Origin of the sequence: Actinomyces gerencseriae DSM 6844 (assembly GCF_000429265.1) — a bacterium.
GTDB lineage: Bacteria > Actinomycetota > Actinomycetes > Actinomycetales > Actinomycetaceae > Actinomyces > Actinomyces gerencseriae.
In genome coordinates, this window is the sequence record NZ_AUBN01000011.1 from 107,858 (window position 1) to 133,390 (window position 25,533).

At 71.4% G+C, this 25,533-nt stretch carries 17 protein-coding genes and 1 pseudogene; 13 read left to right on the forward strand and 5 right to left on the reverse strand.

What is annotated here, in order from left to right; genetic code table 11:
* Positions 1 to 71: 71 nt before the first annotated feature.
* The gene (locus tag G448_RS0105675) at positions 72 to 2,075 is read left to right on the forward strand and encodes an alpha/beta hydrolase family protein (protein WP_026407215.1); all 2,004 of its coding nucleotides are present in this window, start codon (positions 72 to 74) and stop codon (positions 2,073 to 2,075) included.
* Between the two features lie 73 nt (positions 2,076 to 2,148).
* Positions 2,149 to 3,519, forward strand: a pseudogene (locus G448_RS15235) (chloride channel protein); the annotation flags it as partial.
* 202 nt (positions 3,520 to 3,721) lie between these two features.
* Here the strand turns inward: G448_RS15235 and G448_RS15240 are convergent.
* Positions 3,722 to 4,339: a hypothetical protein gene (locus G448_RS15240; RefSeq protein WP_245572199.1), complete on the reverse strand. Its 618-nt coding sequence runs from the start codon at positions 4,337 to 4,339 to the stop codon at positions 3,722 to 3,724.
* An 89-nt stretch (positions 4,340 to 4,428) separates the two neighbouring features.
* On the opposite strand from G448_RS15240, the gene G448_RS0105690 reads away from it, so the two are divergent.
* The 3 genes from G448_RS0105690 to sucB all read left to right on the forward strand — a co-directional run bounded on the left by G448_RS0105690 (position 4,429) and on the right by sucB (position 9,077).
* A complete protein-coding gene (locus G448_RS0105690; RefSeq protein ID WP_026407216.1) occupies positions 4,429 to 5,970 on the forward strand; it encodes a leucyl aminopeptidase in 1,542 nt (513 codons plus the stop codon).
* Between the two features lie 249 nt (positions 5,971 to 6,219).
* Positions 6,220 to 7,593, forward strand: a complete 1,374-nt coding sequence (gene lpdA / locus G448_RS0105695; protein ID WP_026407217.1) for a dihydrolipoyl dehydrogenase — start codon at positions 6,220 to 6,222, stop codon at positions 7,591 to 7,593.
* Between the two features lie 26 nt (positions 7,594 to 7,619).
* On the forward strand, positions 7,620 to 9,077 hold the full coding sequence (gene sucB, locus G448_RS0105700) for a 2-oxoglutarate dehydrogenase, E2 component, dihydrolipoamide succinyltransferase (protein ID WP_026407218.1): 1,458 nt from the start codon (positions 7,620 to 7,622) through the stop codon (positions 9,075 to 9,077).
* An 86-nt stretch (positions 9,078 to 9,163) separates the two neighbouring features.
* Here sucB and G448_RS0105705 read toward each other — a convergent pair whose 3' ends face one another.
* On the reverse strand, positions 9,164 to 9,817 hold the full coding sequence (locus tag G448_RS0105705; protein ID WP_026407219.1) for a TetR/AcrR family transcriptional regulator: 654 nt from the start codon (positions 9,815 to 9,817) through the stop codon (positions 9,164 to 9,166).
* A 99-nt stretch (positions 9,818 to 9,916) separates the two neighbouring features.
* Here G448_RS0105705 and G448_RS0105710 point away from each other — a divergent pair, with 99 nt between their 5' ends.
* Positions 9,917 to 12,172, forward strand: a complete 2,256-nt coding sequence (locus G448_RS0105710; RefSeq protein ID WP_026407220.1) for an FAD-dependent oxidoreductase — start codon at positions 9,917 to 9,919, stop codon at positions 12,170 to 12,172.
* A 94-nt stretch (positions 12,173 to 12,266) separates the two neighbouring features.
* Here G448_RS0105710 and G448_RS0105715 read toward each other — a convergent pair whose 3' ends face one another.
* A complete protein-coding gene (locus G448_RS0105715; RefSeq protein WP_084436379.1) occupies positions 12,267 to 13,838 on the reverse strand; it encodes a protein kinase domain-containing protein in 1,572 nt (523 codons plus the stop codon).
* A 155-nt stretch (positions 13,839 to 13,993) separates the two neighbouring features.
* Here G448_RS0105715 and lipB point away from each other — a divergent pair, with 155 nt between their 5' ends.
* The 7 genes from lipB (at position 13,994) to G448_RS0105750 (ending at position 21,147) form a co-directional block, all read left to right on the forward strand.
* Complete coding sequence (gene lipB / locus G448_RS0105720) at positions 13,994 to 14,701, forward strand: lipoyl(octanoyl) transferase LipB (protein ID WP_026407222.1); 708 nt, start codon at positions 13,994 to 13,996, stop codon at positions 14,699 to 14,701.
* 74 nt (positions 14,702 to 14,775) lie between these two features.
* Complete coding sequence (gene lipA, locus G448_RS0105725; protein ID WP_051268656.1) at positions 14,776 to 15,801, forward strand: lipoyl synthase; 1,026 nt, start codon at positions 14,776 to 14,778, stop codon at positions 15,799 to 15,801.
* Positions 15,802 to 15,899: 98 nt separating this feature from the next.
* Complete coding sequence (locus G448_RS0105730) at positions 15,900 to 16,637, forward strand: DUF4191 family protein (protein ID WP_026407224.1); 738 nt, start codon at positions 15,900 to 15,902, stop codon at positions 16,635 to 16,637.
* 178 nt (positions 16,638 to 16,815) lie between these two features.
* Positions 16,816 to 18,240, forward strand: a complete 1,425-nt coding sequence (glnA, locus tag G448_RS0105735) for a type I glutamate--ammonia ligase (RefSeq protein WP_026407225.1) — start codon at positions 16,816 to 16,818, stop codon at positions 18,238 to 18,240.
* Positions 18,241 to 18,394: 154 nt separating this feature from the next.
* A complete protein-coding gene (locus tag G448_RS0105740) occupies positions 18,395 to 19,336 on the forward strand; it encodes an ABC transporter substrate-binding protein (protein WP_026407226.1) in 942 nt (313 codons plus the stop codon).
* Positions 19,337 to 19,339: 3 nt separating this feature from the next.
* Positions 19,340 to 20,311, forward strand: coding sequence for an amino acid ABC transporter permease (locus G448_RS0105745; protein ID WP_026407227.1), 972 nt, complete (start codon positions 19,340 to 19,342; stop codon positions 20,309 to 20,311).
* Positions 20,308 to 21,147 carry an amino acid ABC transporter ATP-binding protein gene (locus G448_RS0105750; protein WP_051268658.1) on the forward strand — a complete coding sequence of 280 codons (840 nt, stop codon included), beginning with the start codon at positions 20,308 to 20,310 and terminating at the stop codon, positions 21,145 to 21,147. Before G448_RS0105745 ends, G448_RS0105750 begins: the two co-directional genes overlap by 4 nt.
* 90 nt (positions 21,148 to 21,237) lie before the next feature.
* Here the strand turns inward: G448_RS0105750 and G448_RS0105755 are convergent, their stop codons facing one another.
* Entirely contained in the window at positions 21,238 to 21,909 is a 672-nt protein-coding gene (locus G448_RS0105755) for a histidine phosphatase family protein (protein WP_026407229.1), read from the reverse strand.
* A gap of 55 nt (positions 21,910 to 21,964) precedes the next feature.
* A complete protein-coding gene (locus tag G448_RS0105760) occupies positions 21,965 to 25,522 on the reverse strand; it encodes a bifunctional [glutamine synthetase] adenylyltransferase/[glutamine synthetase]-adenylyl-L-tyrosine phosphorylase (RefSeq protein ID WP_026407230.1) in 3,558 nt (1,185 codons plus the stop codon).
* Positions 25,523 to 25,533 lie beyond the last annotated feature (11 nt).

Below are 25,533 nucleotides of genomic sequence, written 5' to 3' on the forward strand. Positions count from 1 at the left end.
GGGGCGAGCACGTAGGGTTGGGGGCGCGGCGCCCCGCGCCGCGCCCAGCCGTACCGCACTCAGGAGGAACCATGAGCACCACGGCTCCGTTCGGGACCTGGCCCTCTACCATCACGCCCGGCACCATCACCACGCGGACGGTGCGGCTGTCGCAAGTGCGCGTGGACGGCGCGGACACCTACTGGGTGGAGCAGCGCGCCTCGCAGGCCGGCCGCAACGTCCTGCTGCGCCGCGGCGGGGATGGCTCGGTCGGGGAGATCCTCCCCCTGACGCCCTCCGACGAGCTCGTCGACGTGCACACCCGTGTGCACGAGTACGGCGGGCGCGCCTACGCGGTCGACTCCGGGATCATCGTCGTCTCCCACGCCGGGGACGGGCGCCTGTACCGCTATGACGTCGCCCATCGGATGCGCGGTCTGGTACCGCTGACGATCTACGGCGACGTGCGCCACGGGGACCTCGAGATCGACACCGCGCGAGGCCTGGTCTACGCGGTGCGCGAGGATCACCGGGGCGACGGCGAGGCCGTCAACTCGCTGGTGGCCATCCCGCTGGACGGCTCCGCCGCGCGCGAGGACACTCCGGTGACCACGATCGTCGCCGGGACGGACTTCGTGACCTCGCCGACCCTGTCCCCCGATGGCGAGCGCCTGGCCTGGATCACCTGGAACCACCCGAGCATGCCGTGGGAGAGCACGACCCTGCACGTGGGGGATCTCCTGCCCGACGGCGGCATCGGCGAGCAGGCGATCATCGACGGCGATGGCAACGCCGCGTCCGAGCCCCGGTGGACGGAGGAGTGCGAGCTGGTGCACATCTCCAACGCCTCGGGATTCTCCAACCTGTACCGCACCGAGGGGTTCCCGCGCCGCGGCACCAACCGCGAGGGCTGGTCGACCGGGCTGCGCACCCGCCCGCTGCATCCCGTCGAGGCGACCTTCACCTCGCCGGCCTGGATGCTGGGCCCGCACCACTACGATGTCCTCGACGGCGAGCACCTCATCGCCTCCTGGGCGCGCGACGGCGTATGGCACCTCGGCACGATCAGGCTGTCCAACGGGGAGCTGGAGGAGTGGAACATCGGCTGGCAGCCGTTGGGCAACGTCGCCTCGTCCGCGGGGCGGGTCGTCATGCTGGCGAACAACGAGATGGAGCTGCCCGCGATCATCGAGGTGCGCGACGGCGATGTCGAGGTCCTGCGCGACTCGGGCGAGTTCGCGGCCGAGGCCATCGGGATCTCCCTGCCCACGCCCTTGGCGTGGCCGACCACCGCGGACGCCACCGCGCACGGCTTCTTCTACCCGCCGTCATCCGCGTCGCACACCGGCCCCGACGACGAGCTGCCCCCGCTCATCGTCAACGTTCATGGCGGTCCGACTGCGGCGGCCCGCCCCGGCTACGACCTGAACATCCAGTACTGGACGAGCCGGGGCTTCGCATACCTGGACGTCAACTACCGGGGCTCAACCGGCTACGGCACCAGTTACCGGCACACGCTCAACGGCCACTGGGGCGTCTACGACGCCGATGACGTCATCGCCGGAGCCGAGTTCCTCGCCGCCTCCGGCAAGGTCGACCCCGCTCGCGTCGCGGTGCGCGGCGCCTCCGCCGGAGGCTTCACCGTCCTGGCGGCACTCACCCGCTCGACCGTCTTCAGCGCCGGAACCTCCCTGTACGGCGTGGCGGACCTGGCCCGACTGACCCGCACCACCCACAAGTTCGAGTCCCGTTACATCGGCACGCTCGTGGGCGCCGACGACGCCGACGCTCCGGTGCTCGCCGACCGCTCGCCGCTGCACCACATCGACGACATCCACGCCCCCCTGCTGCTCCTGCAGGGCAGCGAGGACCCGATCGTGCCCGCGGACCAGGCGACCGCCATGTACGAGGCCGTCAGGGCCAAGGGCCTGCCAGTGGCGCTCGAGGTCTTCCACGGCGAGGGCCACGGGCTGCGCCTGGCATCGAACATCCACCGGGCACTCCGCGCGGAGCTGAGCTTCTACACCCAGGTGTGGGGCCTGGAGTCCCCGGAGGAGGACCCGGTCGTGGTGCACGTGGAGAACCTGACCCGCTGATCCTCACTCGCTGCTCTCCTTCGCCGCGGAAAGGCCCGACCGCGGCGACGCACCCCTCCCCCATGACACTCCCATGACGATGCGATCCGCGCGCGAGCGACTTCGCGACGCTCTCCTGGAGCTGCTGCGCCACCACCGCAGCGGCCTGTTCACGCTGGCGGTCGGGGTCGGTCTCGTGTCGGGAGCGGGCGCCATCCTGTTCCGCATGGCCATCGACGCGTGGACCGGTGCTCTGACCGGTGCCCAGGACTACACGCTCTCCCTGGGGGCCGGCACCGGCGCGCTGTCCGCGTTGGGCAGATGGTTCCTCCTGGTCGCCCCCGTGCTCTCGGGACTCATGATCGGCCCTCTCATGACGAGGTTGGGAGGCACGCCGACGGGACACGGAGTGGCGGGCGTCCTGTGGTCGTCCCGGCGCTCCGATGGCGCCATGGCCCCGGGCCCGGCCGCGGCCGCGGTGGTCTCGGCGGCGCTGACGATCGGCGGCGGCGGCTCGGTGGGTCCCGAGGGCCCGATCGCCGAGCTCGGGGCGAGCACTGCGAGCCTGTTCGGCCGTCGCCTGGGTCTCCCCCGACGGGCGGTGCGGCTGCTGGCGGCCGCCGGAACGGCCGCGGGCATCGCCGCGGCCTTCAACGCCCCGCTCGCGGGAGCCTTCTTCGCGATGGAGGTGGTCCTGGTCGACTTCACCGTCGATGCCTTCACCTTCGTGGTGCTCGCCTGCGTATCCTCAACGGTGCTCTCGCACCATGTGCTGGGCACCTCGCTGTCGCTGTCCCTGCCCACTCTGAACCTCACCGGCGACGCCCAGCTCGGGTGGGTCTCCGTTCTCGGCGTGCTGGGTGGACTGATCGGCGTCGGCTTCTCGCGCGCCCGGTACCTGAGCGCCGACGCCGCCACCACCGGGGCCGACCGGCTTCGCATCCCCGACTGGGCGCGACCGGCCGCGGGAGGCCTGCTGGTCGGAGGCATCCTGCTGGTGGTGCCCGAGATGTACGGCGAGTCCTCGGCGATACTCGGTCGCGCCCTGGACGGGCGCTACACCGCCGCGGCGCTGGCCGGCCTGGTTCTGGCCAAGATCATCGCGACATCGGCGACCCTGGCAGTGGGCATGCCCGGAGGCGTCTTCGCCCCCTCTCTGTTCATCGGGGGCACGCTCGGGGCGTGCTTCGGCACGCTCATCACTCCCGAGCGTCCGGAGGCCGCCGCCGTCTTCGGAGTACTGGGGATGGGCGCCGTGTTCTCGGGCGCCGCCCGCGCGCCGCTCACCGGCGTCATCCTCATCATCGAGATGACCGGGCAGTACAACCTGCTGACTCCCCTCATGCTCGCGGTCGCGCTGTCCACCGTGACGGGACGGTTCCTCACTCGCTCGACCATCTACACCGAGGAGCTGCGCCGCCGCGGCATGAGCATCGAGGACCCTCAGGCGCCCACGTCCGTCGGTGCCCGCGTCCAGGAGCGCTGGAGGCGGTCCCACCATTCCGCGAACCGCAGGGGCGGTCATGGCGGAGATGACGGACGACGACTGGAGCGACGCCCGGAGGGCGACAAGGGATGACGACGACGGCGACGGCACCGATACCGATGAGGTGCGCCGTTCACCGGCTCTTCGGCTCCTCGCCGTCCGTCATCCCGCCGCCGTCCTCCTACGACTCCTCGTTGTGGCCTCCATACCCGTTCACGACCCGTTCACGACCATGGCCGTGTCCACCGCCGTGGTTCCCGCTGCTCCCACCACGACGTGATTCGCGCCCCGGTTGCGCCGTCCTGGCCCGTTCGGCGAGCGTGGCGCCCAGCTCATCCATCCGCTCGGCGTTGACCACGATGCGACGCGGGTTGCTCATCCACATCCAACCCGCCGCCACGATCGGGAGCAGGAGCGGCAGGTAGCCGAGACGGCAGCCGCCACCGGCCCATACACTGGACTCCAGCCCCTCCGCGGCATCAGTCCACGTCAGTACGCCGATGAGCACCGCACCGGTCAGCAGAGCTGACAGGCTCATCCAGCCGATGATCCGCATGCGGCGCCCGTTGTGCGCCACGCACACGGCCAGGAGGACGAACAGCAGGCCGGCGACGACATTGATCGACCCGACGACCGGAGCGGCAGTCGGCTGACGCACCAATGAGACCGTGGACGGAACCAGCACGACCAGCCCGAAGGCGGCGAAGACGACCACGAGGAGGCGCCCCCACCCGTGGGCGGGACGACGCCGGTCCTCAACGCCGCGGACCGGGGGGCGGTCGTCCGCTGGTGCAGACATCGCGGAAACTCCTCACGGGGCCGCAGCCATGACGGACGGCCCGGGCAGAACAACACCGAACAACTTCCGGCACATTACCATCGGAGGCTGTGACCACTCTTGAGCTGATGTCCTCCCGCCCCGCCCGCGCGAATGTCGAGGTGCTCGTGCTGGCGGCCGCGCGCATCGACGGGGCCCCCTCGCTTCTGACGGACGGCATCATCACCGAGGACCTCGACGTCGGGGCCCTCGCCACGGCCCTGTCCGCCGTCGGCTTCACCGGAGAGCTCGACGAGGTCGCGCGGGTGCCCTCCGGCGCCCTGGGCCCGGGCATGACCGCCGACTGCGTCCTGGTCGTCGGAACCGGCACCGACCCCGGGCCGGGGGATGCCACCGCGCTCGGGGCCACCCGAGCAGGGACCCTCAAGCGGGCCGCCGGATGCGCTGCGCGCACGCTGTCCGGGTCGGGCTCGGCCGCGTTCCTCCTTCCGGCCGACCGGCCCGACGACCTGGTCGCGGTGGCCGAGGGCGCGCTCGTCGGCGCCTACGCCTGGTCGGGGCGCGTACCCGCCCCGACGCCACCGCTGGAGCGCATCGTCGTGGCCACCACCCTGGCGGGATCCGAGGAGGGGGATGCCGCCATGACGCGCGCGAGCGTCCTGTCCGAGGCGACGACGCTCGTGCGCGATCTCGTCAATGAGCCGCCCAATCGGTTGACCCCCGGGGTCTTCGCCGAGCGAGCGCGGGCCATCGCCGACGAGGCGGGGCTGGAGGTCGAAGTCCTTCAGGAGGCGCTCCTGCGCGAGCGCGGCTTCGGCGGCATCATCGGCGTCGGTCAAGGCTCCGTGCACCCGCCCTCCCTCGTGCGCGTCTCCTGGGTGCCGGACCGGTCGGCGCAGCGCATCGCGCTGATCGGCAAGGGCATCACCTTCGACTCCGGAGGCCTGTCCCTCAAGCCGGCGACCTCCATGCCGGAGATGAAGTCGGACATGGCCGGCGCCGCCACTGTGCTCGGCGCGGTCGTGGCGGCGGCGCGCCTGCAGCTGGGAGTCCGGGTGGACGCCTGGCTGGCCCTGGCCGAGAACATGCCCATGGCCGACGCCCAGCGCCCCGGCGACATCGTGACGATGTACGACGGCACCACCGTGGAGATCACCAACACCGACGCGGAGGGGCGCCTGGTGATGGCCGACGCCCTGGCACGCGCCATCGAGGACGGGCCCGACTGCGTGATCGACGTCGCCACCCTCACCGGGGCGCAGATCACCGCACTGGGCGACCGGGTGGCAGGGGTCATGGGCACTCCCCCGGTGCGCGATGAGGTCGTCGCCTGCGCCGCCGGAGTCGGCGAGGCGTTCTGGCCCATGCCGCTGCCCGAGCACCTGCGCAGCGCCCTGGAGACGCCCGTCGCCGCGCTTCGGAACGCCGCCGTCGGCAGCCGTGCCGGGGGCATGCTCGTGGCCGGGCTCTTCCTGCGCGAGTTCGTGGGGGATGTGCCATGGGCCCATCTCGACATCGCCGGCCCGGCCTACAACGAGAACTCGCCCTGGGGCGCGACGCCCACCGGCGGCACCGGAGTCGGCCTCGCCACAATTCTGGGCCTTCTCCGCAACCGCGGTCGCGTCCCCGACCGTCGGGCGGTCGTCGCATAGCCGACGAGCGACGCCCCGCGCCGTCGGAGGGCCGATAGCGACGACCCGTCCCGGGGCGCGACGCCCGCCGTGCCGATGCACGCGGGGCCGTAGTCCGGATGCCCCGTCGGGTGATGGGACTCACCGGCCCTACAGGACTCAAGTCCCCCACGCATGCGATTTCAGCACCTACGGATCGCGACCAGGTGCAACAATGACCAACGTGCCGAGCCGCTCCGCGCATGCGGACAACATCAGCGAGGAGTTTTCGTGACAGACACCGTGTACGACCTGGTCATCCTGGGCGCCGGCTCGGGCGGCTACGCCGCCGCGCTGCGCGGCGCTCAGCTGGGCCTGAGCGTCGCCCTCATCGAGGCGGACAAGATCGGCGGCACCTGCCTCCATCGCGGTTGCGTGCCCACTAAGGCGATTCTGCACTCGGCAGAGACAGCCGAGGCCGTGCGCGAGGCCGCCGCCGTCGGGGTCAGGGCGGTGTTCCAGGGCATCGACATGCCCGCAGTCCAGAAGTACAAGGACGGCGTGATCTCGAGGATGCACAAGGGCCTGCAGGGTCTTGTCTCCTCCCGGGGCATCGAGGCCGTCAGGGGCTGGGGCCGGTTGATCGCCGAGGATACAGTCGAGGTGGATGGCAGGCGGTACAGGGGCAGGAACGTCGTCCTCGCCTCCGGCTCGTCGTCCAAGACCATGGGACAGAGGATCTCCGGGCCGGTCATGACCAGCGATCAGGCTCTCGAGCTCGACCACGTGCCGGCCTCGGCCATCATTCTGGGCGGCGGGGTCATCGGAGTCGAGTTCGCCTCCGCCTGGGCCTCCCTGGGTTCGCAGGTCACCGTCATCGAGGGGCTGCCCCGCCTGGTTCCGAATGAGGACGAGGCCATCTCCAAGCAACTCGAGCGGGCCTTCCGCAAGCGCAGGATCGTTGTCAGGACCGGCACCATGTTCGAGTCGGTCGAGCGCACCGCCGCCGGAGTATCCGTTCGCACCACTGATGGCAGGGCCTTCGACGCCGAGGTCCTCCTCATCGCCGTGGGGCGCGGCCCGGCCACCGCGAATCTCGGCTACGAGGAGGCCGGAGTCGCAATGGATCGCGGTTTCGTCCTGACCGACGAGTACGGTCGCACCAGTGTCCGGGGCGTCTGGGCGGTGGGAGACATCGTCCCGGGCCTCCAGCTCGCGCATCGCGGATTCGCCCAGGGCATCGTGGTGGCCGAGAGGATCGCCGGTCTCGACCCTCGACCAGTCGACGACGCCCGGGTCCCGAGGGTGACCTTCTGCGAGCCCGAGATCGCCTCCGTGGGGCTCAGCGAGGCCGAGGCCATCGAGACCCATGGGGCCGAGAACGTCACAACGGCCGAGTTCAATGTGGCGGGCAATGCCAGGAGCCAGATCCTGGGCGCGCAGGGATTCGTCAAGCTCGTCTCGCTCAAGGACGGGCCCGTCGTCGGCTTCCACGCCATCGGCGCGCGCATGGGCGAGCAGATCGGCGAGGGACAGCTGATCGTCTCATGGGAGGCCGATGCCCACGATCTCGCCCCGCTCGTCCACGCCCACCCCACGCAGAACGAGACCATCGGCGAGGCCGCTATGGTTCTCGCCGGCAAGCCCCTGCACAACCACGGCTGATCTCGAAGAGATAGAGAGTTTCCACCATGTCCGAGTCCGTAAAGATGCCCGCTCTGGGCGAGTCCGTCACCGAGGGCACTGTTTCGTCGTGGCTCAAGGCCGTCGGCGACACCGTCGAGGTGGATGAGCCCCTCCTCGAGGTCGCCACCGACAAGGTCGACACCGAGGTGCCCTCGCCCGTCGCCGGCACGATCCTGGAGATCCGGGTCCCCGAGGACGAGACCGTCGAGGTGGGCACCGTCCTGGCCATTATCGGGGCCCCCTCCGAGGGAGACGTCCCGGCGACCCCGGCGCCCGCGGCCGCCCCGGCCGCACCGATCCCCCCGGCACCCGCGGCCGCCCCCGCATCGGCGGCCGCGCCGACGCCCGCCGCCGCGCCGGCGGCACCGACGCCCGCGGCCGCTCCGGCCGCCCCGGTCTACGGCCCGAGGCACGCGGCGCCGACTCCCGCGGAGCCCAGGACCGAGTCGCCCGCGACGGCGGCGCCGTCCGCCGCCGCTGTCGCGTCCGCGGCGTACGTCACCCCGATCGTGCGCAAGCTCGCTCGGGACAAGGGTATCGACCTCACGACGCTCACCGGAACGGGCGTGGGCGGTCGTATCCGCAAGCAGGACGTCGAGGAGGCGGCCAGGACCGCCGAAGCGGCCAAGGCGGCTGAGGCGGCCAAGGCGGCTGAGGCGGCCGGAACGTCCAGGGCCGCCGAGGCCCCGGCTCACGCTGCGGCGCCCGCCGCCCCGGCCGCCGCCAGGCCCGCGGTCGATACGGCACTGCGCGGCAGGACCGAGAAGATGAGCCGTCTGCGCCAGGTCATCGCCGAGCGCATGATCACCTCCCTGCAGACCTCCGCCCAGCTGACCACGGTCGTCGAGGTCGATGTCACCCGCGTGGCCGCCCTGCGCGGTCAGGCCAAGAACGAGTTCCTCGCCAAGAACGGCACGAAGCTGACCTTCCTGCCATTCTTCGTGGCGGCCGCGACCGAGGCCCTCAAGGCCCACCCGAAGATCAACGCCACCATCGACGACAAGCAGGTGACGTACCACGACGTCGAGCACATCGGCATCGCGGTGGACACCCCGCGAGGGCTGCTCGTGCCCGTGGTGAAGAACGCCGGCGAGCTCAATATCCCGGGCCTGGCCAGGCGCATCAACGATCTGGCCGCCCGCACCCGGGAGAACAGGGTCAACCCGGATGAGCTGAGCGGGTCGACCTTCACGATCACGAACACCGGCTCCGGGGGCGCGTTGTTCGACACCCCGATCATCAATCAGCCCGAGGTCGCGATTCTCGGCCTGGGCGCGATCCAGAAGCAGCCGCGCGTCATCAAGGACGTCGATGGGGGCGAGGCGATCGCGATCCGCTCGGTGTGCCATCTGGCGCTGTCCTACGATCACCGGCTGGTGGACGGCGCGGACGCGGCTCGCTACCTCATGACGGTCAAGAGGCGTCTTGAGGAAGGCGATTTCACCGGCGAGCTGGGACTCTGAACCCGCCCCGGGCGCGTGAGGCCCCGCACCGTAATGGTGCGGGGCCTCACTGCTGCTGCGCTCGGAGCGCCTCCGCGCCGCCCGCGCTACCGCCCCGAGTCCCGCTCCTCGCCGAGCGGCCGCCGCGCGAACCCGGCGAGTGGAACAGCGACCAGGCCGACCCGACGGGCGAACTCGAGACGCTCCTGGAGGGTCTCGAGCTCTCCCGCCAACGGGCCGTCGAGCAGCAGTGACGCCAGCCCGTGCACGCCCGCCCAGAACAGCGTCTCGACCTCCGGTGCGGCGCCCTCGCCCGCCACCATCCTCGCCAGGCGCGCGAGCTCGTCGCGCGCGCGCGCACTCGCGTGCTCCACCTCGGGGAAGTGCTCCGGATCGCACATGTCGGGGCGGAACATCACGCGGAAGACCCCGGGATTGCGCAGCGCGAACTCGACATAGGCGTGCCCCGAGGCGATCAGGGTCGCATGCAGCCCCTGCGCCTCGAGTCCGTCGTGCGCGGCGCTCAGATGGTCCGCGAGGTCCTCGAACCCCTCGCGCACCAGAGCCGCGAGGATCGCCTCGCGGTTGGCGAAGTAGTGGTAGGGGGCCTGGTGCGTGCACCCGGAGCGACGCGCGACCTCGCGCATGCTCAGCGCGCTCGGGCCGCCCGCATCGAGAAGCTCCCGACTGGTCCGCAGAAGCCGGGCGCGCAGACCGCGGCCGTCGCCCCTCTCGGACTGCGCCACCGTTTCAGACGTCATGGCACAAGTGTAGAACCGTGCCACGCGACCTACTAGACAGTGTCTAAGTTCTTGTTATGCTGCTACCTGACACTGTCTAGTAACGAGAAGAGTGGACACATGGCATACGACGTCATCGTCATCGGCTCCGGCATCGGAGGACTGACCGCCGCGGGCATGCTCGCCCGCGTGGCGGGCAAGCGGGTCCTCGTCCTCGAGCAGCACACGGAACCGGGAGGTCTGACTCACACCTTCCGACGCGACGGGGCCTCCTGGGACGTGGGCGTGCACTACATCGGTCAGGTCGCGCCCGGCAGCCGGGCCCGCGCGTACTTCGACTACCTCTCCGGCGGCGAACTGATGTGGAACCGCATGCCGGAGGCCTACGACCGCTTCGTCTACCCCGGAATCGACCTGCGCGCCAGCAGTGATCCCGAGCAGTACGAGCGCAGCCTCACCAGCGCCTTCCCCGACGAGGCCGGGGCGATCCGCCGCTACGTCAAGGATGTTCGCCGCGTCGCCGCCTGGACGACGCTCGGCTTCGCCCAGGAGATGGTGCCCCGTCCCGTCGCGCCGCTCCTGCGTCTCGCACAGCGCCTGACCGGGCGCACCGCCACCGGCACGACGAAGGCGTACCTGGACGCCCACGTCCGCTCCCCCGCCCTCAAGGCCGTCCTGGCCAGTCAGTGGGGCGACTACGGCCTTCCCCCCTCGCGCTCGGCCTTCGCCATGCACGCGTTGGTCGTCGCCCACTACCTCGACGGGGGATGGTTCCCCAGGGGCGGCAGCGCCCGAATCGCGCGCACCTTCGAGAAGGGGATCGAGCAGGCGGGAGGCGCCGTTCGCGTCGCCCAGGAGGTCACGGGGATCCTGGTCGAGGACGGCGCCGCGACGGGAGTGCGGGTGCTGGACCGTCGTGGTGCGGACACGTGCGAGCGGGTGCATCGCGCCCCCGTCGTCATCTCGGCCGCCGGAGCATCCACCACGTTCACCCGCCTGCTGCCGACGAACGGCGCCGTCGGCCGGGCCACGGCCCCCGTGCGCCGCACCATCGGGCGCCTGGGCACGGGGATGTCGGCCGTGACCGTGTTCCTGCGCCTGCGAGACGACCCGCGCGGTATCGGCGTGGACGGCGGCAACGTCTGGGTCAACCGGCAGCTCGACCACGACGGCTTCGATCAGCGAGGAGCGGCTCTGCTGGAAGGACGGGCGCAGAGCGTCTTCGTCTCCTTCCCCTCCCTGAAGTCCGGCGAGACGCCGCACACCGCCGAAGTCACGTCATTCGTCGATGCCGAGGCCTTCCAGCGGTGGGCGGACCGTCCGCAGGGGGACCGGGGCTCCGACTACTCCGCGCTCAAGGCGCGCATCGCCGCCGGCATGCTGTCCCTCGCGGAGAGCGCCGTCCCGGGTCTGAGCGATCTGGTGGAGTACACGGAGGTCTCCACGCCCCTGACCTACGAGCACTACACCGCGCATCCCGCCGGGGCCTTCTACGGGCCGCCCGCCACACCGTTGAGGTACGCGTCCCGGCCGCTGGGCCCCCGTACGGCGATTCCCGGCCTGTTCCTGGCCGGCCAGGACGCCGGGAGCCTCGGCATCATGGGCGCCATGATGGGCGGGATGGCGGCCGCCTGCCAGGTGCTCGGATCACGCGGCTACCCCATGATCACCGCGGCCGTGCGCTCTCAGGCTCCCGCCCGACCGGCCGCCGCGCCCCGCGCGCTGCCCGAGGGCAAGCACCACGCCGTCCTGACCTCCGCACGGCGTCTGACCCCCAGCATCCGGGAGGTGGAGCTCGAGCTGGAGGGCCCGGTCGAGGCCTGGGCGCCGGGGCAGTTCGCCCGCCTTCACGTGGGCGACAACGCATGGCGCGACTACTCGATCGCCGGGCTCGACGGAGGAGTGCTCCGGCTCCTCGTCTCGACTCGAACCGGCGGGACGGGGTCGCGTTTCATCGAGCGGGCCGGGACCGGGACTCGCACCGTCGTCGAGTTGCCCCTGGGGCGGTACGCACTCAGGGAATCCGGGCGCCGTCGTGTCTTCATCGCCACGGGCACCGGGCTCGCCCCCTTCCTGGCCATGTTCCGCCACGCGGACGACCTGGGGAACGACACCCTGCTGTTCGGCTGCCGCAACCGCGGGGAGGATCTCACCACCCTGGTCGATGCCCCCCTGCCCGGTCGCGTGGTGCGTTGCCTCAGCCGTGAGGCGGTCGACGGCTCCTTCCACGGACGGGTGACGGATGCGCTCAAGGATATCGTCGCCGAACTGTCGGGAGCGGACGTCTACCTGTGCGGCTCGGCCGCCATGGTGGCGGACTGCCGGTCGCTCCTCGAGCGCGCGGACGTCGCCGAGGTGCTCACCGAGCCCTACTGACCACGGCCGGGGGACGATCGGGCGCAATGACGACGTGCGGGCGACGAGCGAATCGCGCCGGGGCGAGCCGGCCCGTACCACGCGGCCGGCTCCCTCAGTCGGCCTGCAGGACCTCGACGACCCTCCACGGGTCGGGGACCAGCACGAGCACGACATCCCGACTCGCCTGGGCGGGCACGGCCCTCCGCGAGCCGTCGGCCCCGATGCGCACCGACGGCCCCTGGGACTGCGACACACGGACGACGGTGGCGCCGGGCCAGTCATCGCCGGCCCGCTCCGCCTGCGCACTGGTCACCGAGTGCACCATGGTGTCCAGCCCCTCGACCCGCTCCCCCGCGTCGGCGAGCGCCGTCAGCAGCGCCTGATCGGCCAGGGCCGCCGGGGAGCCCGGTGCGGTCGTGGACGCCAGGGCCTCGGCATCGCCCTCGTTGAGAGCGGCATCACGGGTCACCGAGAGCTCGACCACCACCGGCAGCATATCGGTCTCCCCCGCATCGGCGGCGTCCATGGCAACGGCATCCGCGGCGTCCGCATCCGCGGCATCCTGCGCAACTGCTTCGGCCGCCATCGTCGAGGCGGACGCCTCGGCGGTGGACGGCGCATCGTCCCGGCCGAGTATCCGGTCGGGAGCCCACCCCGGCATCAGCGCACCGGCTCCGACGGCGACGACGACGGCGCTGAGCATCAGCAGCACCAGGCCCAGGAGCGCCGCGCGACGTCGATGACTCGCCGGAGGGCCCGTGAGCCCCCGGGGCCGGGCCGGTCGCCGCGCCCCGGGGGCGCGACCGCGACGCGACGCCACCGCCCGTGTCGGCTGAGCGGTCGCGGCCCTCAGCGCTCCGGCGGCCAGTCTGGCTCCGTCGGGCAGTTCGATGGCGCCCGGCCGACCGATTTCGGGGGCGCGGGCCGCAAGGTCGCGCGCGCTGGGCCTGCGAGCGGGATCGGGATCCAGGGCGTCGAGCAGCACCCGGTCCAGCCGTTCGGCCAGGGCCGGCGATCCCGCGGCGCACTGGCGCAGGAGGGCCGCCAGGGAGTACACATCCGCGGCGGCAGTCGCCGGCCCTCCCGTCCCGCGCTCGGGGGCCGCGCTCGACTCGGTGCCGGTCTCCAGGACGCCCCCCAGCAGATCGATGAGAACCGGTCGGCCGTCGGTGTCCACGATGACATTGGCCGCCGCCACGTCTCCATGAGCCATGCTCCGCTCGTGCAGATGCGCCAGCGCGGCCCCGAGGTCGTCGAGCAGCCGCGCGGCCTCGTCACGCGTCAGTCCGCCCCGGGCGCCCAGCACGACCGCCAGATCGGCTCCCACGACGAGGTCGCTGATCACGCCCACGCGTCCCCCCGGCAGGGAGATCACCTGCCGAACCCCCACGATCGCCTCACTGCGCAGCAGCCGAAGATCGGCCAGGCGACGCAGGGCGCGGGCCCCGGCCGCGCCCTCGGCCACGTCGACGACCTGAACCACGACGTCGCGCCCGGAGGTATCCAGGGCCCTCCGCGGAGCGAAGTAGCCCGGCCGATCACGCCCCATCGGCTCCCCGATCGCCAGGCCCGCCGCCACCAGCTCATCGCTGATCTCGACGGGCAGGGCGGTGTCCTCGGTGGACGAGGAGTCGCCGGCGCGCGGCGGCTCCGATTTCGATCGGCGCGGCTTCAGGGATCTCATGGCAGCCATGGTCCTCGTGCCCCCCATTGCGGCACCAGGTTCGAGGCACCCTGTGGATAACTCCCGATCGTCCGGGGTCGGCCCCGCACGACATCGGGGTCCGCACGGCGAGTCCGCTCTGCGCGCCGCCCCGGCAGGACGTCTATCGTGACGGTGTGAACCGCCTGGACCTCGACCTCGGCTCCCGCCTGGTCCCCTTCCGCGAGGGGTGGGAGCTCCAGCGGCGGATCCACGCGGATGTCGCCGATGGGCGCCGCACCTCGACGCTCATCCTCCTCGAGCACGAGGCCGTCTACACGGTGGGCCGCAGAGCGCACTCCTGGGAACGGCCCGACGGCGCCTTCGTCGAACCGGGCCACGTACCGGTCGTCGACGTCGACCGGGGCGGGAAGACCACATGGCACGGCCCCGGCCAGCTCACGGTCTACCCGATCGTTCGCCTGGCCTCACCCGTTGATGTGATCGAGTACGTGCGCGCGCTGGAGGCGGCCGTCATCGACGTGTGCGCCCGGCGAGGTCTTGCGACCCATCGGATCGAGGGGCGCTCCGGCGTGTGGGTCGCAGCGGACCCGGAGTCGTCCTCGTCGGTCCGAGGAATGGAGCGCAAGGTGTGCGCGCTGGGGGTTCGGGTGGCGCGCGGCGCGACGATGCACGGCATCGGCCTCAACGTGGATCCCGATCTGACCTCCTTCGACCTGGACCGGATCGTGCCGTGCGGCATCGACGACGCCGGTGTCACATCCCTGGCGGCCGAGACCGGGGCGCACCTGCGCGCGGTTGACCTGGCCGACGACGTCTCCGCCGCTCTCACAGAGCGGCTCGCACCGATGGTGGCGCATCACACGCCGATCCGCACCGCATAAATGGGTCTTCAGTCCCAGACGGACGCGTCCTGGCATAGACTGGCGGCGCTGTCGTCATAGGTCGAGGAGGGTTCGTGACCGGCACCATCGCTCCTGAGGGCCGTCGTCTTCTGCGTATCGAGGCGCGGAACGCCGAGACGCCGATCGAACGCAGGCCCGAGTGGCTCAAGACCCGTGCCGTGGTGTCGCAGACCTACCGGGAGGTACGCGGCCTGGTGCGTCGGAAGAAGCTCCACACCGTGTGTGCGGAGGCCAACTGCCCCAATATCTACGAGTGCTGGAACGAGCGCGAGGCGTCCTTCCTCATCGGTGGCGAGCTGTGCACGCGCCGTTGCGACTTCTGCGACATCGCCACCGGCCGCCCCACCGAGTACGACGAGGACGAGCCCGCACGGGTGGCCGCCTCGGTGGCGCGGATGGAGCTGCGATACGCCACGGTCACCGGAGTCTCCCGCGACGATCTCCCCGACGGCGGCGCCTGGCTGTACGCCGAGACCGCCCGGCAGATCCACGCCGCGCTGCCCGGCTGCGGCGTCGAGCTCCTGGTGCCCGACTTCAAGGGCCGCGCGGAGCCCCTGGAGGAGGTCTTCTCGGCCGCGCCCGAGGTCTTCGCCCACAACCTGGAGACCGTGCCGCGCATCTTCCGGCGCATACGCCCCGCCTTCTCCTACGACGGCAGTCTGGAGGTGCTGCGCCGGGCCTCCGAGGCCGGACTGCTGACCAAGTCGAACCTCATCCTGGGAATGGGCGAGACCCGCGCCGAGATCGAGGACGCCGTCGCCGGCCTCGTCGACGCCGGGGTCGACATCCTCACCATCACCCAGTACATGCGCCCCTCGAAGCTGCATCACCCCATCGACCGGTGGGTCAAGCCCCAGGAGTTCGTGGCGCTGGCGGCCATGGCCGAGGAGATGGGCATCGCCGCCGTCATGAGCGGCCCGATGGTGCGCTCCTCCTACCGCTCGGGCCTGCTCTGGGGCAGGGCCATGCGCGCCAGGGGCCGCCCCGTACCGGAGGAGATGGCCGATCTCGCGACACCGGTCACCGCCCGGCAGGAGGCCAGCGCAGTGGTCGCGCGGCTGGGAGGAGGCGCCTCCTGATCCGCCCGTCGCCGGATTCGCGCCGCGAGGGGCGTCGGACGGCCGATCGACTGCGACCGCGCGGGGGGTGGACCGGCGCCGTCGACTATGGTGGGCGCGTGAGCACCGCCCCCAGCCCCGAGTCGGGGAAGAAGCGCGGCTTCGGCCGGCGCATCCAGAGCCTCGTCCAGAGAATCAAGGACTCCTACACGATCTCGCGCAGGACCTACCCGTGGATCGGGTGGGCGATGCTGGGAACGGCGGTTGCGATCGTCGGCCTGGCCGTGGGCCTCTCCCTGGCGCTGCGACAGGCCATCTGGTACTGGACCCTCATGGCGGTGCTGCTGGCCGTCGCCGCGGACACCGCCCTCCTGACGTGGACCGCGCAGCGCGCCGTGTACGCCCAGCTCGAGGGCATGCCGGGAGCCGCCAAGTTCGTGCTCGACCAGATGCTCGGCCGTGGCTGGTACCTCGAATCCGACCCCGTGCACGTCAACCCCAAGACCCAGGACGTCATCTGGCGCCTGGTGGGACGCCCCGGGGTGGTGCTGGTCGCCGAGGGTCCCTCCGGTCGCCTCCAGCGTCCGATCGCCGACGAGCAGAAGGTCCTGCGACGCATCCTGTCCACCGTGCCGGTGCACGTCGTCAACGTCGGCGTCGAGGACGGGCAGACCCGCCTGGGTGAGTTGTGGCGCACCATCCGCAAGCTGCCGACCAAGCCCACCAGGCTCACGGACGCCGAGATCAGCCAGGTCTCCAAGCGCCTGTCCTCCCTGTCGTCCAAGGGTCTGCCGATCCCCAAGGGGATCGACCCCTCCAAGGTCCGTCCGGACCGGCGGGCCATGCGGGGCCGCTGAGTCCGGCGGAGCGGACCCCCGAGGCGTCCGGACGACCGGGGAACGAAACAACCGGGACACACACGCGGCACGTCCGCGTCACGGTGCGCCCATACCCTGCACGAAGCCGCACATCGCGTCGTCGAGGCACCCGAGCCGGGCCGGCGCTGGAGGCGGGCACCCAGATGAAGGAACACACATGTTCAAGGACGCGTCCGAGACCCTGGCCTACATTGAGAAGGAGGAGGTCGCACTCGTCGACGTCCGCTTCTGCGACCTGCCGGGCGCCATGCAGCACTTCACGATACCGGTGGACGCCTTCAAGGAGGACGCCCTGGCCGACGGGCTGATGTTCGACGGATCCTCGATCCGCGGCTTCACCGCGATCCACGAGTCCGACATGAAGCTCGTGCCCGACGTGACCACCGCGTACCTCGACCCCTTCCGCAAGGAGCGGACGCTCATCATCAACTTCTCGATCGTGGACCCGTTCACGGACGAGCGCTTCTCCCGCGATCCCCGATCGATCGCGGCCAAGGCCGAGGACCACCTGCGCTCCACCGGTATCGCGGACACCTGCTACGTCGGCGCCGAGGCCGAGTTCTATCTGCTCGACTCCGTGGAGTACGAGACCACGCCCGCCTCCACCCGTTACGCCATCGACTCCAACGAGGCCGCCTGGAACACGGGTCGCAGCGAGGAGGGCGGCAACAAGGGGTACAAGACGCCCTTCAAGGGCGGGTACTTCCCGGTCCCCCCCTCGGACCAGATGACCGACATCCGTGACGCCATGGTGCGCACCTGCCTGGAAGCGGGCCTCGAGATCGAGCGCGCCCACCACGAGGTCGGCACCGGGGGGCAGCAGGAGATCAACTATCGCTTCGCCTCGTTGCTCGCCGCCGGCGACGACATGATGAAGTTCAAGTACATCGTCAAGAACGAGGCCTGGAGGGCGGGCAAGACGGCCACCTTCATGCCCAAGCCGATCTTCGGCGACAACGGATCGGGCATGCACTGCCACCACTCTCTGTGGAAGGACGGCAAGCCGCTGTTCTTCGACGAGCGCGGCTACGGCCAGCTCTCCGACTACGCCCGGTGGTACATCGGCGGCATCCTGGAGCACGCGCCCAGCCTGCTCGCCTTCACCAACCCGTCGGTCAACTCCTTCCGCCGCCTGGTGCCGGGCTTCGAGGCCCCCGTCAATCTCGTCTACTCGGCCCGTAACCGCTCGGCCTGCATCCGCATCCCGGTGACGGGCACCTCCCCCAAGGCCAAGCGCATCGAGTACCGCGTCCCCGATCCCTCCTCCAATCCGTACCTGTGCTTCTCGGCCGTTCTCATGGCTGGGATCGACGGCATCCGCAACCGAATCGAACCGCGCGAGCCCATCGACAAGGACCTCTACGAGCTGGCCCCCGAGGAGTACGACGACATCGCCAAGCTGCCGTACTCCCTGGATCAGGCGCTCGACGCCCTGGAGGCCGATCACGACTACCTCACTGAGGGAGACGTCTTCACCCCCGACCTCATCGACACGTGGATCGAGTACAAGCGGGACAACGAGATCGTCCCCATGCGGATGCGCCCGCATCCCTATGAGTTCGAGCTCTACTACGACCTGTGACGGCCGCGGAGCGAGAGGGCGGCAGAGACGCGGCACGAGCAACGTGCTCGATGTCATCTCAACCAACTGAATATCTATACCGACCGACGTAATATTCTTTTGGTACTCCGAGACCGGCGCCATCGGTCTCGCGCCCCGCCCTCGAGGAGTTCCCATGAGGTCCACCCGCGCACTGGTCACCGGCATCGCCGTCGGCCTGTGCCTCGCCCTGGTCGGAGCACTGGCGGGCTGCACCAACGCCGCCGACTGGAGGACCGCGCAGACCGGGGCATCGGCCTCCACCAGGGGATACGACACCTCGGGCATCCGGCCGCAGGACGACATTATCGCCATGCTGCCCGAAGGGGCCCTGGCCGACGGAGTCCTCGACGTCGCCGCCGCCACCGATTACCCTCCCGCCGAGTTCCTGGACCCCGACGGCACCGCGATCGGCTACGACGTGGACCTGACCAGGGCCATCGCGGCCGTCCTGGGCGTCGGCTCCGTCACCCACACGGCCGAGTTCGACTCCATCATCGCAGCGGTGGGGACCACGTACGACGCGGGCATCTCCTCCTTCACGGTCTCCGGCGAGCGCGAGTCCGCGCTGGACATGGTCTCCTACATCAACGTCGGCTCGCGCTTCAACGTGGTCTCCGGCAATCCCCGGGGCGTCGACCCCTCCGACCACCTCAACCTGTGCGGGCTGCAGATCGGCGTCCAGACCGGTACCGCCCAGGAGGACGCGATACGCGCGGACTCCGCGGCCTGCACCCGCGCCAGCAGGCCCGCCATCGACGTGCGCTCGTACTCCACCCAGTCCGAGGCGACCACGGGCCTGGTCGGCAACGTCGTCGACGCCATCTACTCCGACTCCACCGTGGCCGGCTACGCGATCGAGAGCACCGGCGGAGCCGTCGAGACCGTCGGCGGGATCGAGGACGCCCTCCCCCAGGCCGTCATCCTGTCCAAGAGCGACCCCGAGTTCAACGCGGCGATTCAGGCGGCTATCCAGTACCTCATGGACTCGGGCACCTGGGAGAGCATCCTGGACTCCTGGGGCATCAGCGACTCGGCGCTGGCCACCGCCGAGATGAACCCGGAAGTGGAGGAGTGAATCGTGTCCTCAAGGCCCGCAACCGGCGAGGAGCCCGTCCAGCTCAACCATCTCAAGCCGGTCCCGCGTCCCGGGACCTGGATCAGCGCCGCGATCGTCGCGGTTCTGGGCGCCATGCTCATCCACGCCCTGGTGACCAATGACAAGTTCCACTGGGGCACGGTCTGGTTCTTCTTCCGCGAGATCCACGTCGTCCGCGCCGTCGGCTGGACCCTGCTGCTGACCCTCCTGGCCATGGTCATCGGCATCGTACTGGCCGTGACCACCGCCATCATGCGCCAGTCCTCCAACCTCATCCTGCGCTGGGTGGCGGTGAGCTACCTGTGGTTCTTCCGGGGCACACCGATCTACACCCAACTGGTCTTCTGGGGCGCCCTGTCCGCGCTCTACCAGCATCTGAGCCTGGGAGTGCCCTTCGGCCCCGAGATCCTGACCTTCAGGACGACATCGGTGTTCACGCCCTTCGTGGCCGCGGTTCTCGGACTGGGGATCAACGAAGGCGCCTACCTGTCGGAGATCGTCCGCTCGGGCCTGGCCAGCGTCGACCCGGGCCAGGCCGAGGCCGCTGGAGCCCTGGGCATGAGCAGGGGCCGGATCCTGCGCCGCATCGTGCTGCCCCAGGCGATGCGGGTCATCGTCCCGCCCACCGGCAACGAGACGATCTCCATGCTCAAGACGACCTCCCTGGTCCTGGCGGTGCCCTTCACGCTGGACCTGACCTTCGTGACGAACTCCTACGCCTCGTTCACCTACCAGACGATCCCGCTGCTCATCGTCGCGGCGCTGTGGTACATCATCATCACCTCCATCCTCATGGTCGGCCAGCACTACCTGGAGCGCTACTACGGCAGAGGCTTCGACGGCTCCTCGTCGACCTCGGGCTCCAGGCGAGGCCGGGCGCTGTCCGCCCGGCAGCAGGCGATCCTCGACTCGCACACCACCGAGGACAACCCCTTCCTGGAGGCCACCTCATGACCACTCCCGCCACGCCCGGCACACCCGGCACGACCGCTCTCGCCGCCGCGGGCTCCGACGCCATCGCCAAGGTGCGCGTACGCGGCCTCCACAAGTTCTTCGGCGAACTGCACGTCCTCAAGGGCATCGACCTCACCGTCCCGCCCGGCTCGGTGACGGTGCTCGTGGGCCCCTCCGGCTCGGGCAAGTCCACCCTGCTGCGCTGCATCAACGAGCTGGAGTCCATCGATGCCGGCCGGGTATGGGTCGATGGAGAGCTCATGGGCATGCGCGAGGTCGAGGGTCCCGACGGCGACGTCCAGCTGCACGCCCTGACCGACAAGCAGCGCGCTCGGCAGCGCGCCCGGATCGGCATGGTCTTCCAGCGCTTCAACCTCTTCCCGCACATGACGGCCCTGGGCAACGTCATGGAGGCGCCGGTGCAGGTGCGGGGCCTGAGCAGGGCGAGCGCGCGCGAGTACGGCGTCGGACTGCTGGAGCGCGTGGGGCTCGGCGACCGTCTGGGCCACTACCCCTCCCAGCTCTCCGGCGGCCAGCAGCAACGGGTGGCCATCGCCCGGGCCCTGGCCATGGACCCCGAGCTCATGCTCTTCGACGAGCCCACCTCGGCGCTGGACCCCGAGCTCGTCGGCGAGGTCCTCCAGGTCATGAAGGATCTCGCCGCCTCGGGCATGACCATGGTCGTCGTCACCCACGAGATGGGCTTCGCCCGCGAGGTCGGCGACCAGCTGATCTTCATGGACGGCGGCGTCATCCGCGAGTCCGGTGATCCGACCGAGGTCCTCGGCCACCCGCGCGGAGCCCGCACCCGGGCCTTCCTCTCCTCAGTGCTGTGAGGTCACCGGCGGTACGCCCGACCCTCCGAGATCGTGCGGAGGGAGTCGGCCGGCCATCCGCTCACCGGCCGAGGGCGAGGCACGAGGCCATCAGCTCGCGACGCCGGGCCGCCCCGGGCTGACCCACTCCCCCTCGTTCCAGTCGACGAGGCGCCACCCGCGCCCCGGATCGCCCTCGACCAGGCTCACGGCCGCGTTCCGCATGGGATGGTCGGCGATCCAGGCGGGATCCGCTCCCCCGCCCGATGCCGCGGCCAGAGCGGTCCACAGACGCAGAACGGTGCCGTGGGCGACCAGCAGTGCCGTTGCCCCCGCACCGGCGGTCTGCGTCGTCGTGCGGGCGATCCGACCGACGGCGGCGTCGAACCGGGCGAAGGTGTCGGCGCCGTCCTCCGGGCTGCCGGGCAGGCGCGCAGCGGTGCGCCCTATCATCCATGCCCGGGTCGTGTCCGCGTAGCAGGCGACCGAGCGCGCGTCCGTGCACATCTCCAGATCGCCTGCGAGCACCTCTCGCAGACCCGAGTCGATACTCGCCGTCAGGCCCGTGACGCCCTCCAGCGGCGCGATCGTCTGACGCGCTCGGGCGATCGGCGAGGTCCACAGCGAGGAGATCCCTCCGAGTCGGTCGGCACCCAGCAGATCCGGCAGCGAGGCCGCCTGGGACAGGCCGGTGGGATCCAGGGAGTTGCCGGGAAAATCCGTATCGAGAGCACCCATGGTGTTGGCGATGGTCTGTCCGTGACGGACGAGGAGGAGCTTCACGGGTCCATCCTGTCAGGAAACGCGCGCGCTCTCCTCCGCAGGGATCCGGAGGTGGTCACGACCACGGATAGGGGCCGCCTCCGCGGCGCGCAGGAGCGCGTCGGGACGGCCTCGGCACGGACCGGGCGGGTGCCGACGCGGGCCGGCTCCTCGATGCCCCGGCGCGATGGCCGGCCGTCTCGTCCTCGTCCGTCGCGCCCGTGCGCCGCTCCTCGGCCGTGCTCGACGCCCGATCGTCGCCAGGGCGGTCCCGAGGAGGCTCAGGGGTCCCCGACCCGACGTCCCCACCCGCCCGGGGCGCCGGCCCCGCCGGGTCGGGCCGGGGCTCGCAGATCCGTCCGAAGACGACGCGCTCGACGATGCGACGGGCGTGCCGGGCGCGCCGCCGGTAGAGGTCCTCCAGATCGCGCTCCCGCCCGGGGGGCATGCCCAGCAGGCGCCCGACCAGACGGATCTCCCGCTGTCCTTCCGGCAGAACCTCGACGCGCGTTCCGTGATCCCGCCCGGTTCCCAGAACGTTCGCGGCCCGCACCCGCGAGGCCAGCAGCCAGGCGCTGCGCAGATCATCCGTCTCGCTCGCGCCGAGCAGCCCCGCCGACCGCGCCGCGTCCAGGGCCGTCAGGGTCGACGTCGTACGCAGTCCGGGCACCCGTGCCGCGTGCCGCAGCTGGAGGACCTGCGCCGCCCACTCGACGTCGGACAGGCCGCCGGGCCCCAGCTTGAGGTGCCGTGCGGGCGTCGTGCCGCGGGGCAGGCGCTCCGCCTCCATGCGCGCCTTGAGACGACGGATCTCCCGCAGACCGTCGTCGTCCAACCCGCCGGGGCTCCAGCGCAGGGGTTCCACGAGCTCCTCGAAGGCGCGTCCGAGCCCGGCGTCGCCGGCGCAGGCCCGCGCCCGCAGGAGCGCCTGGCGCTCCCACACCGAGGACCACCGTTCGTAGTAGTCCGCGTACGAGCCCGGCGAGCGGCTCATCGGACCGCGGCGCCCCTCCGGACGCAGATCCGCATCGACCTCCAGCGAATGCGGCTGCGCCCGGGAGAGCAGGCGCACGACCAGTCGGGCGACCGCCTCGGCCTCATCGGCCGCCTCCCGCCGATCGGCACCGGGGCGCGCCTCGTGCACGAACAGGACGTCCGCATCGGAGGCGTAGGTGATCTCGGCCCCGCCGAAGCGCCCCATCGCGATCACCGCGTGGCGGGCCAGCGCCCCGCTCCAGGTACCGTCTCCCCGCGGTCCGGACTCAACCGCACGGGCGCCGTCGCGCGAGGCGACGACCATGCCGGTGGCCAGGCTGAGCACCCCGTCGAGAACCGCGTCAGTGGCGTCGGTCAGAATGCGGGCGGTGCGCTCCGGGTCCACGCCGTCCAGGGAGTCGGCCAGCGCGGCGCGGACGAGCTCGCGGGTGCGCACGCCCATGACCGCGTGCACCGCCTCCGCGGCCTGACGCTCCAGGTCGGACTCGTCGTCGGCCACCAGGGCGCGCCGCCGTAGAAGACTGCGAACCTCCGATCGCAGGGCCGCAGGATCGCGGGCGATCAGCCCGCCCGCGTCGTCGAGCCAGGCGATCGACTCCGGTCTCTCGGCCAGGCGCTCCGTGGTCCACCTGGCGGTGGACAGAACGTGGCACAGGGACCGGGCGGCGGCCCGCGAGTCGCGCAGCATCGCCAGATACCAGTGGGATCCGCCGATCCTCTCCGACAGGAGCCTGAAGGAGAGCAGGCCGTTGTCCGGATCCGGGCCCTGGCCGAGCCAGCCGATCATGACGGGCAGGAGCTGGCGCTGGATCGCCGCGCGCCGGCTGACGCCCTCCGTGAGGGCATGGATATGGCGCAGGGCGCCGTCGGGGTCGAGGTAGCCCACCGCCTTGAGCCGCTCGCGCGCCGCCCGTGGGCTCAGCGCCATCTCGTCAGCGCTCAGCGTCGCCGCCGCCGTGAGCAGCGGCCGGTAGTAGATCTCCTCGTGGAGGGCGCGCACGCGCCTGCGCGCCGAGGAGAAGGACGCCCACAGCGCCTCGGGCCCGCCCATGACGCGCCGGTCGATGCCCCGTCCCAGACGGCGCAGGTCGGCCTCGCCGCGCGGCAGATCGTGGGTCCGCTGCAGACGGTAGAGCTGGCTGCGGTGCTCCAGCAGTCGCAGCAGCCGGTAGCAGGAGTCCAGCTCGGCGGCATCGGAGCGTCCGACGTATCCGGCCGCCGACAGCTCGGCCAGGGCGCCGAGGGTCGAGCGGACGCGCAGACGCGCATCGCCGCGCCCGTGGACGAGCTGGAGGAGCTGAACCGTGAACTCGACGTCGCGCAGCCCGCCCGGACCGAGCTTGATGCGGCGGTCCTCCCCACCGCCCCCGCCGGACTCGTTCTCGACGCGCCTGCGCATGGCCCGGGCGTCGTCCACGAAGTTGTCCCGACTGCTGGCCCGCCACACGAAAGGATCGACGGCGCGCGCGTAGGCGGCGCCGAGCCGGGCGTCCCCGGCGCAGGGCCTGGCCTTGAGCAGCGCCTGGAACTCCCAGGAGGCGGCCCAGCGCTCGTAGTAGGTCACATGGGACTCCAGGGTGCGCACCAGGGCGCCGCCCTTGCCCTCGGGGCGCAGCGCCGTGTCCAGGGGCCACAGGGGAGGCTCCCACCCGGAGGCGGAGGTCGCACGGGCCAGCTCGACGGCGAGCTCGGTGCCCAGGCGCACCAGCTCGTCCTCATCCACGGGTCGTCCGGGGCGCTCGGAGGCCTCGACGCGGCTCGTGGGCCCGACGACGTAGACGACATCGACGTCGGAGACGTAGTTGAGCTCACGCGCTCCCGTCTTGCCCATGGCGATGACGGCCAGGGCGACGTCCTCGGCCCGCGGTCCGACCCCGGCGCGGGCGATCATGAGGCCGGCCTCGAGGGCGGCGTCGGCCAGCCGGGTCATGCGCTCGACGACCACGGGCACGTGGCCGAGCGGGTCGGAGGTCGTCAAGTCATCGGCGGCGATGGCCAGGAGCCGGTCGCGGTAAGCCACGCGCATGGCCGCCGTGGCCGCGTCGATGCGCGCACGGCCGGCGGCGTCGCCGGCGGAGAGCACAGCCCTGACCGCCCCGGTCAGGACCGCGTCGACGGGCGGCCGATCGGCGGCATCGATGGCGCGGGCCGGGCTCAGGGCGGCGAGGTGATCGGGATGGCTGATCAGGAAGTCGCCCAGCGCGCGAGAGGAGCCCAGGACGGCGAGGAGCCGACGGCGGTGCTCATCGCGCGCGCGCCCGTCCTGCGCGGTGTCGTCGCCCTCGGCTGAATCACCGCCGCCGGCGCCTCCGCGGTCCGCGCCCAGGGGGCGGAAAAGCTCTCGCAGCTCCTCGCCTCGAGCGCCGACGGCCGACGCCAGGCGCGCCAGCGAGAGCAGCGCGAGGTCCGGATCCGCGGTCGCGCCGAGCTCCTCGACGAGCGCGACCCGGACCGGGTCGAGCCCGTCGCCGTCCAGGGGCGCCTGCGCGAGCGGGAGCAGTCGGCTCAGGGCCTCGTCGTGCAGACAGGATCCGGCGCGATCGATCTCGACGAAGCCGGCGCGCACCAGCCGTGCGCGCAGGCTCGTGCGCCTCCGGCCGAACGGCCCGGAGGCGGACCCGCCCCGTCGCCCGGTCATCGCAGCGCCCC

What these genes read in the sequence shown, in the direction of transcription:
- G448_RS0105675 (WP_026407215.1), top strand. Translation starts at nt 72, where the DNA reads ATGAGCACCACGGCTCCGTTCGGGACCTGGCCCTCTACCATCACGCCC.
- G448_RS15240 (WP_245572199.1), bottom strand. Translation starts at nt 4,339, where the DNA reads ATGTCTGCACCAGCGGACGACCGCCCCCCGGTCCGCGGCGTTGAGGAC.
- sucB (WP_026407218.1), top strand. Translation starts at nt 7,620, where the DNA reads ATGTCCGAGTCCGTAAAGATGCCCGCTCTGGGCGAGTCCGTCACCGAG.
- G448_RS0105705 (WP_026407219.1), bottom strand. Translation starts at nt 9,817, where the DNA reads ATGACGTCTGAAACGGTGGCGCAGTCCGAGAGGGGCGACGGCCGCGGT.
- G448_RS0105710 (WP_026407220.1), top strand. Translation starts at nt 9,917, where the DNA reads ATGGCATACGACGTCATCGTCATCGGCTCCGGCATCGGAGGACTGACC.
- G448_RS0105715 (WP_084436379.1), bottom strand. Translation starts at nt 13,838, where the DNA reads ATGAGATCCCTGAAGCCGCGCCGATCGAAATCGGAGCCGCCGCGCGCC.
- glnA (WP_026407225.1), top strand. Translation starts at nt 16,816, where the DNA reads ATGTTCAAGGACGCGTCCGAGACCCTGGCCTACATTGAGAAGGAGGAG.
- G448_RS0105740 (WP_026407226.1), top strand. Translation starts at nt 18,395, where the DNA reads ATGAGGTCCACCCGCGCACTGGTCACCGGCATCGCCGTCGGCCTGTGC.
- G448_RS0105750 (WP_051268658.1), top strand. Translation starts at nt 20,308, where the DNA reads ATGACCACTCCCGCCACGCCCGGCACACCCGGCACGACCGCTCTCGCC.
- G448_RS0105760 (WP_026407230.1), bottom strand. Translation starts at nt 25,522, where the DNA reads ATGACCGGGCGACGGGGCGGGTCCGCCTCCGGGCCGTTCGGCCGGAGG.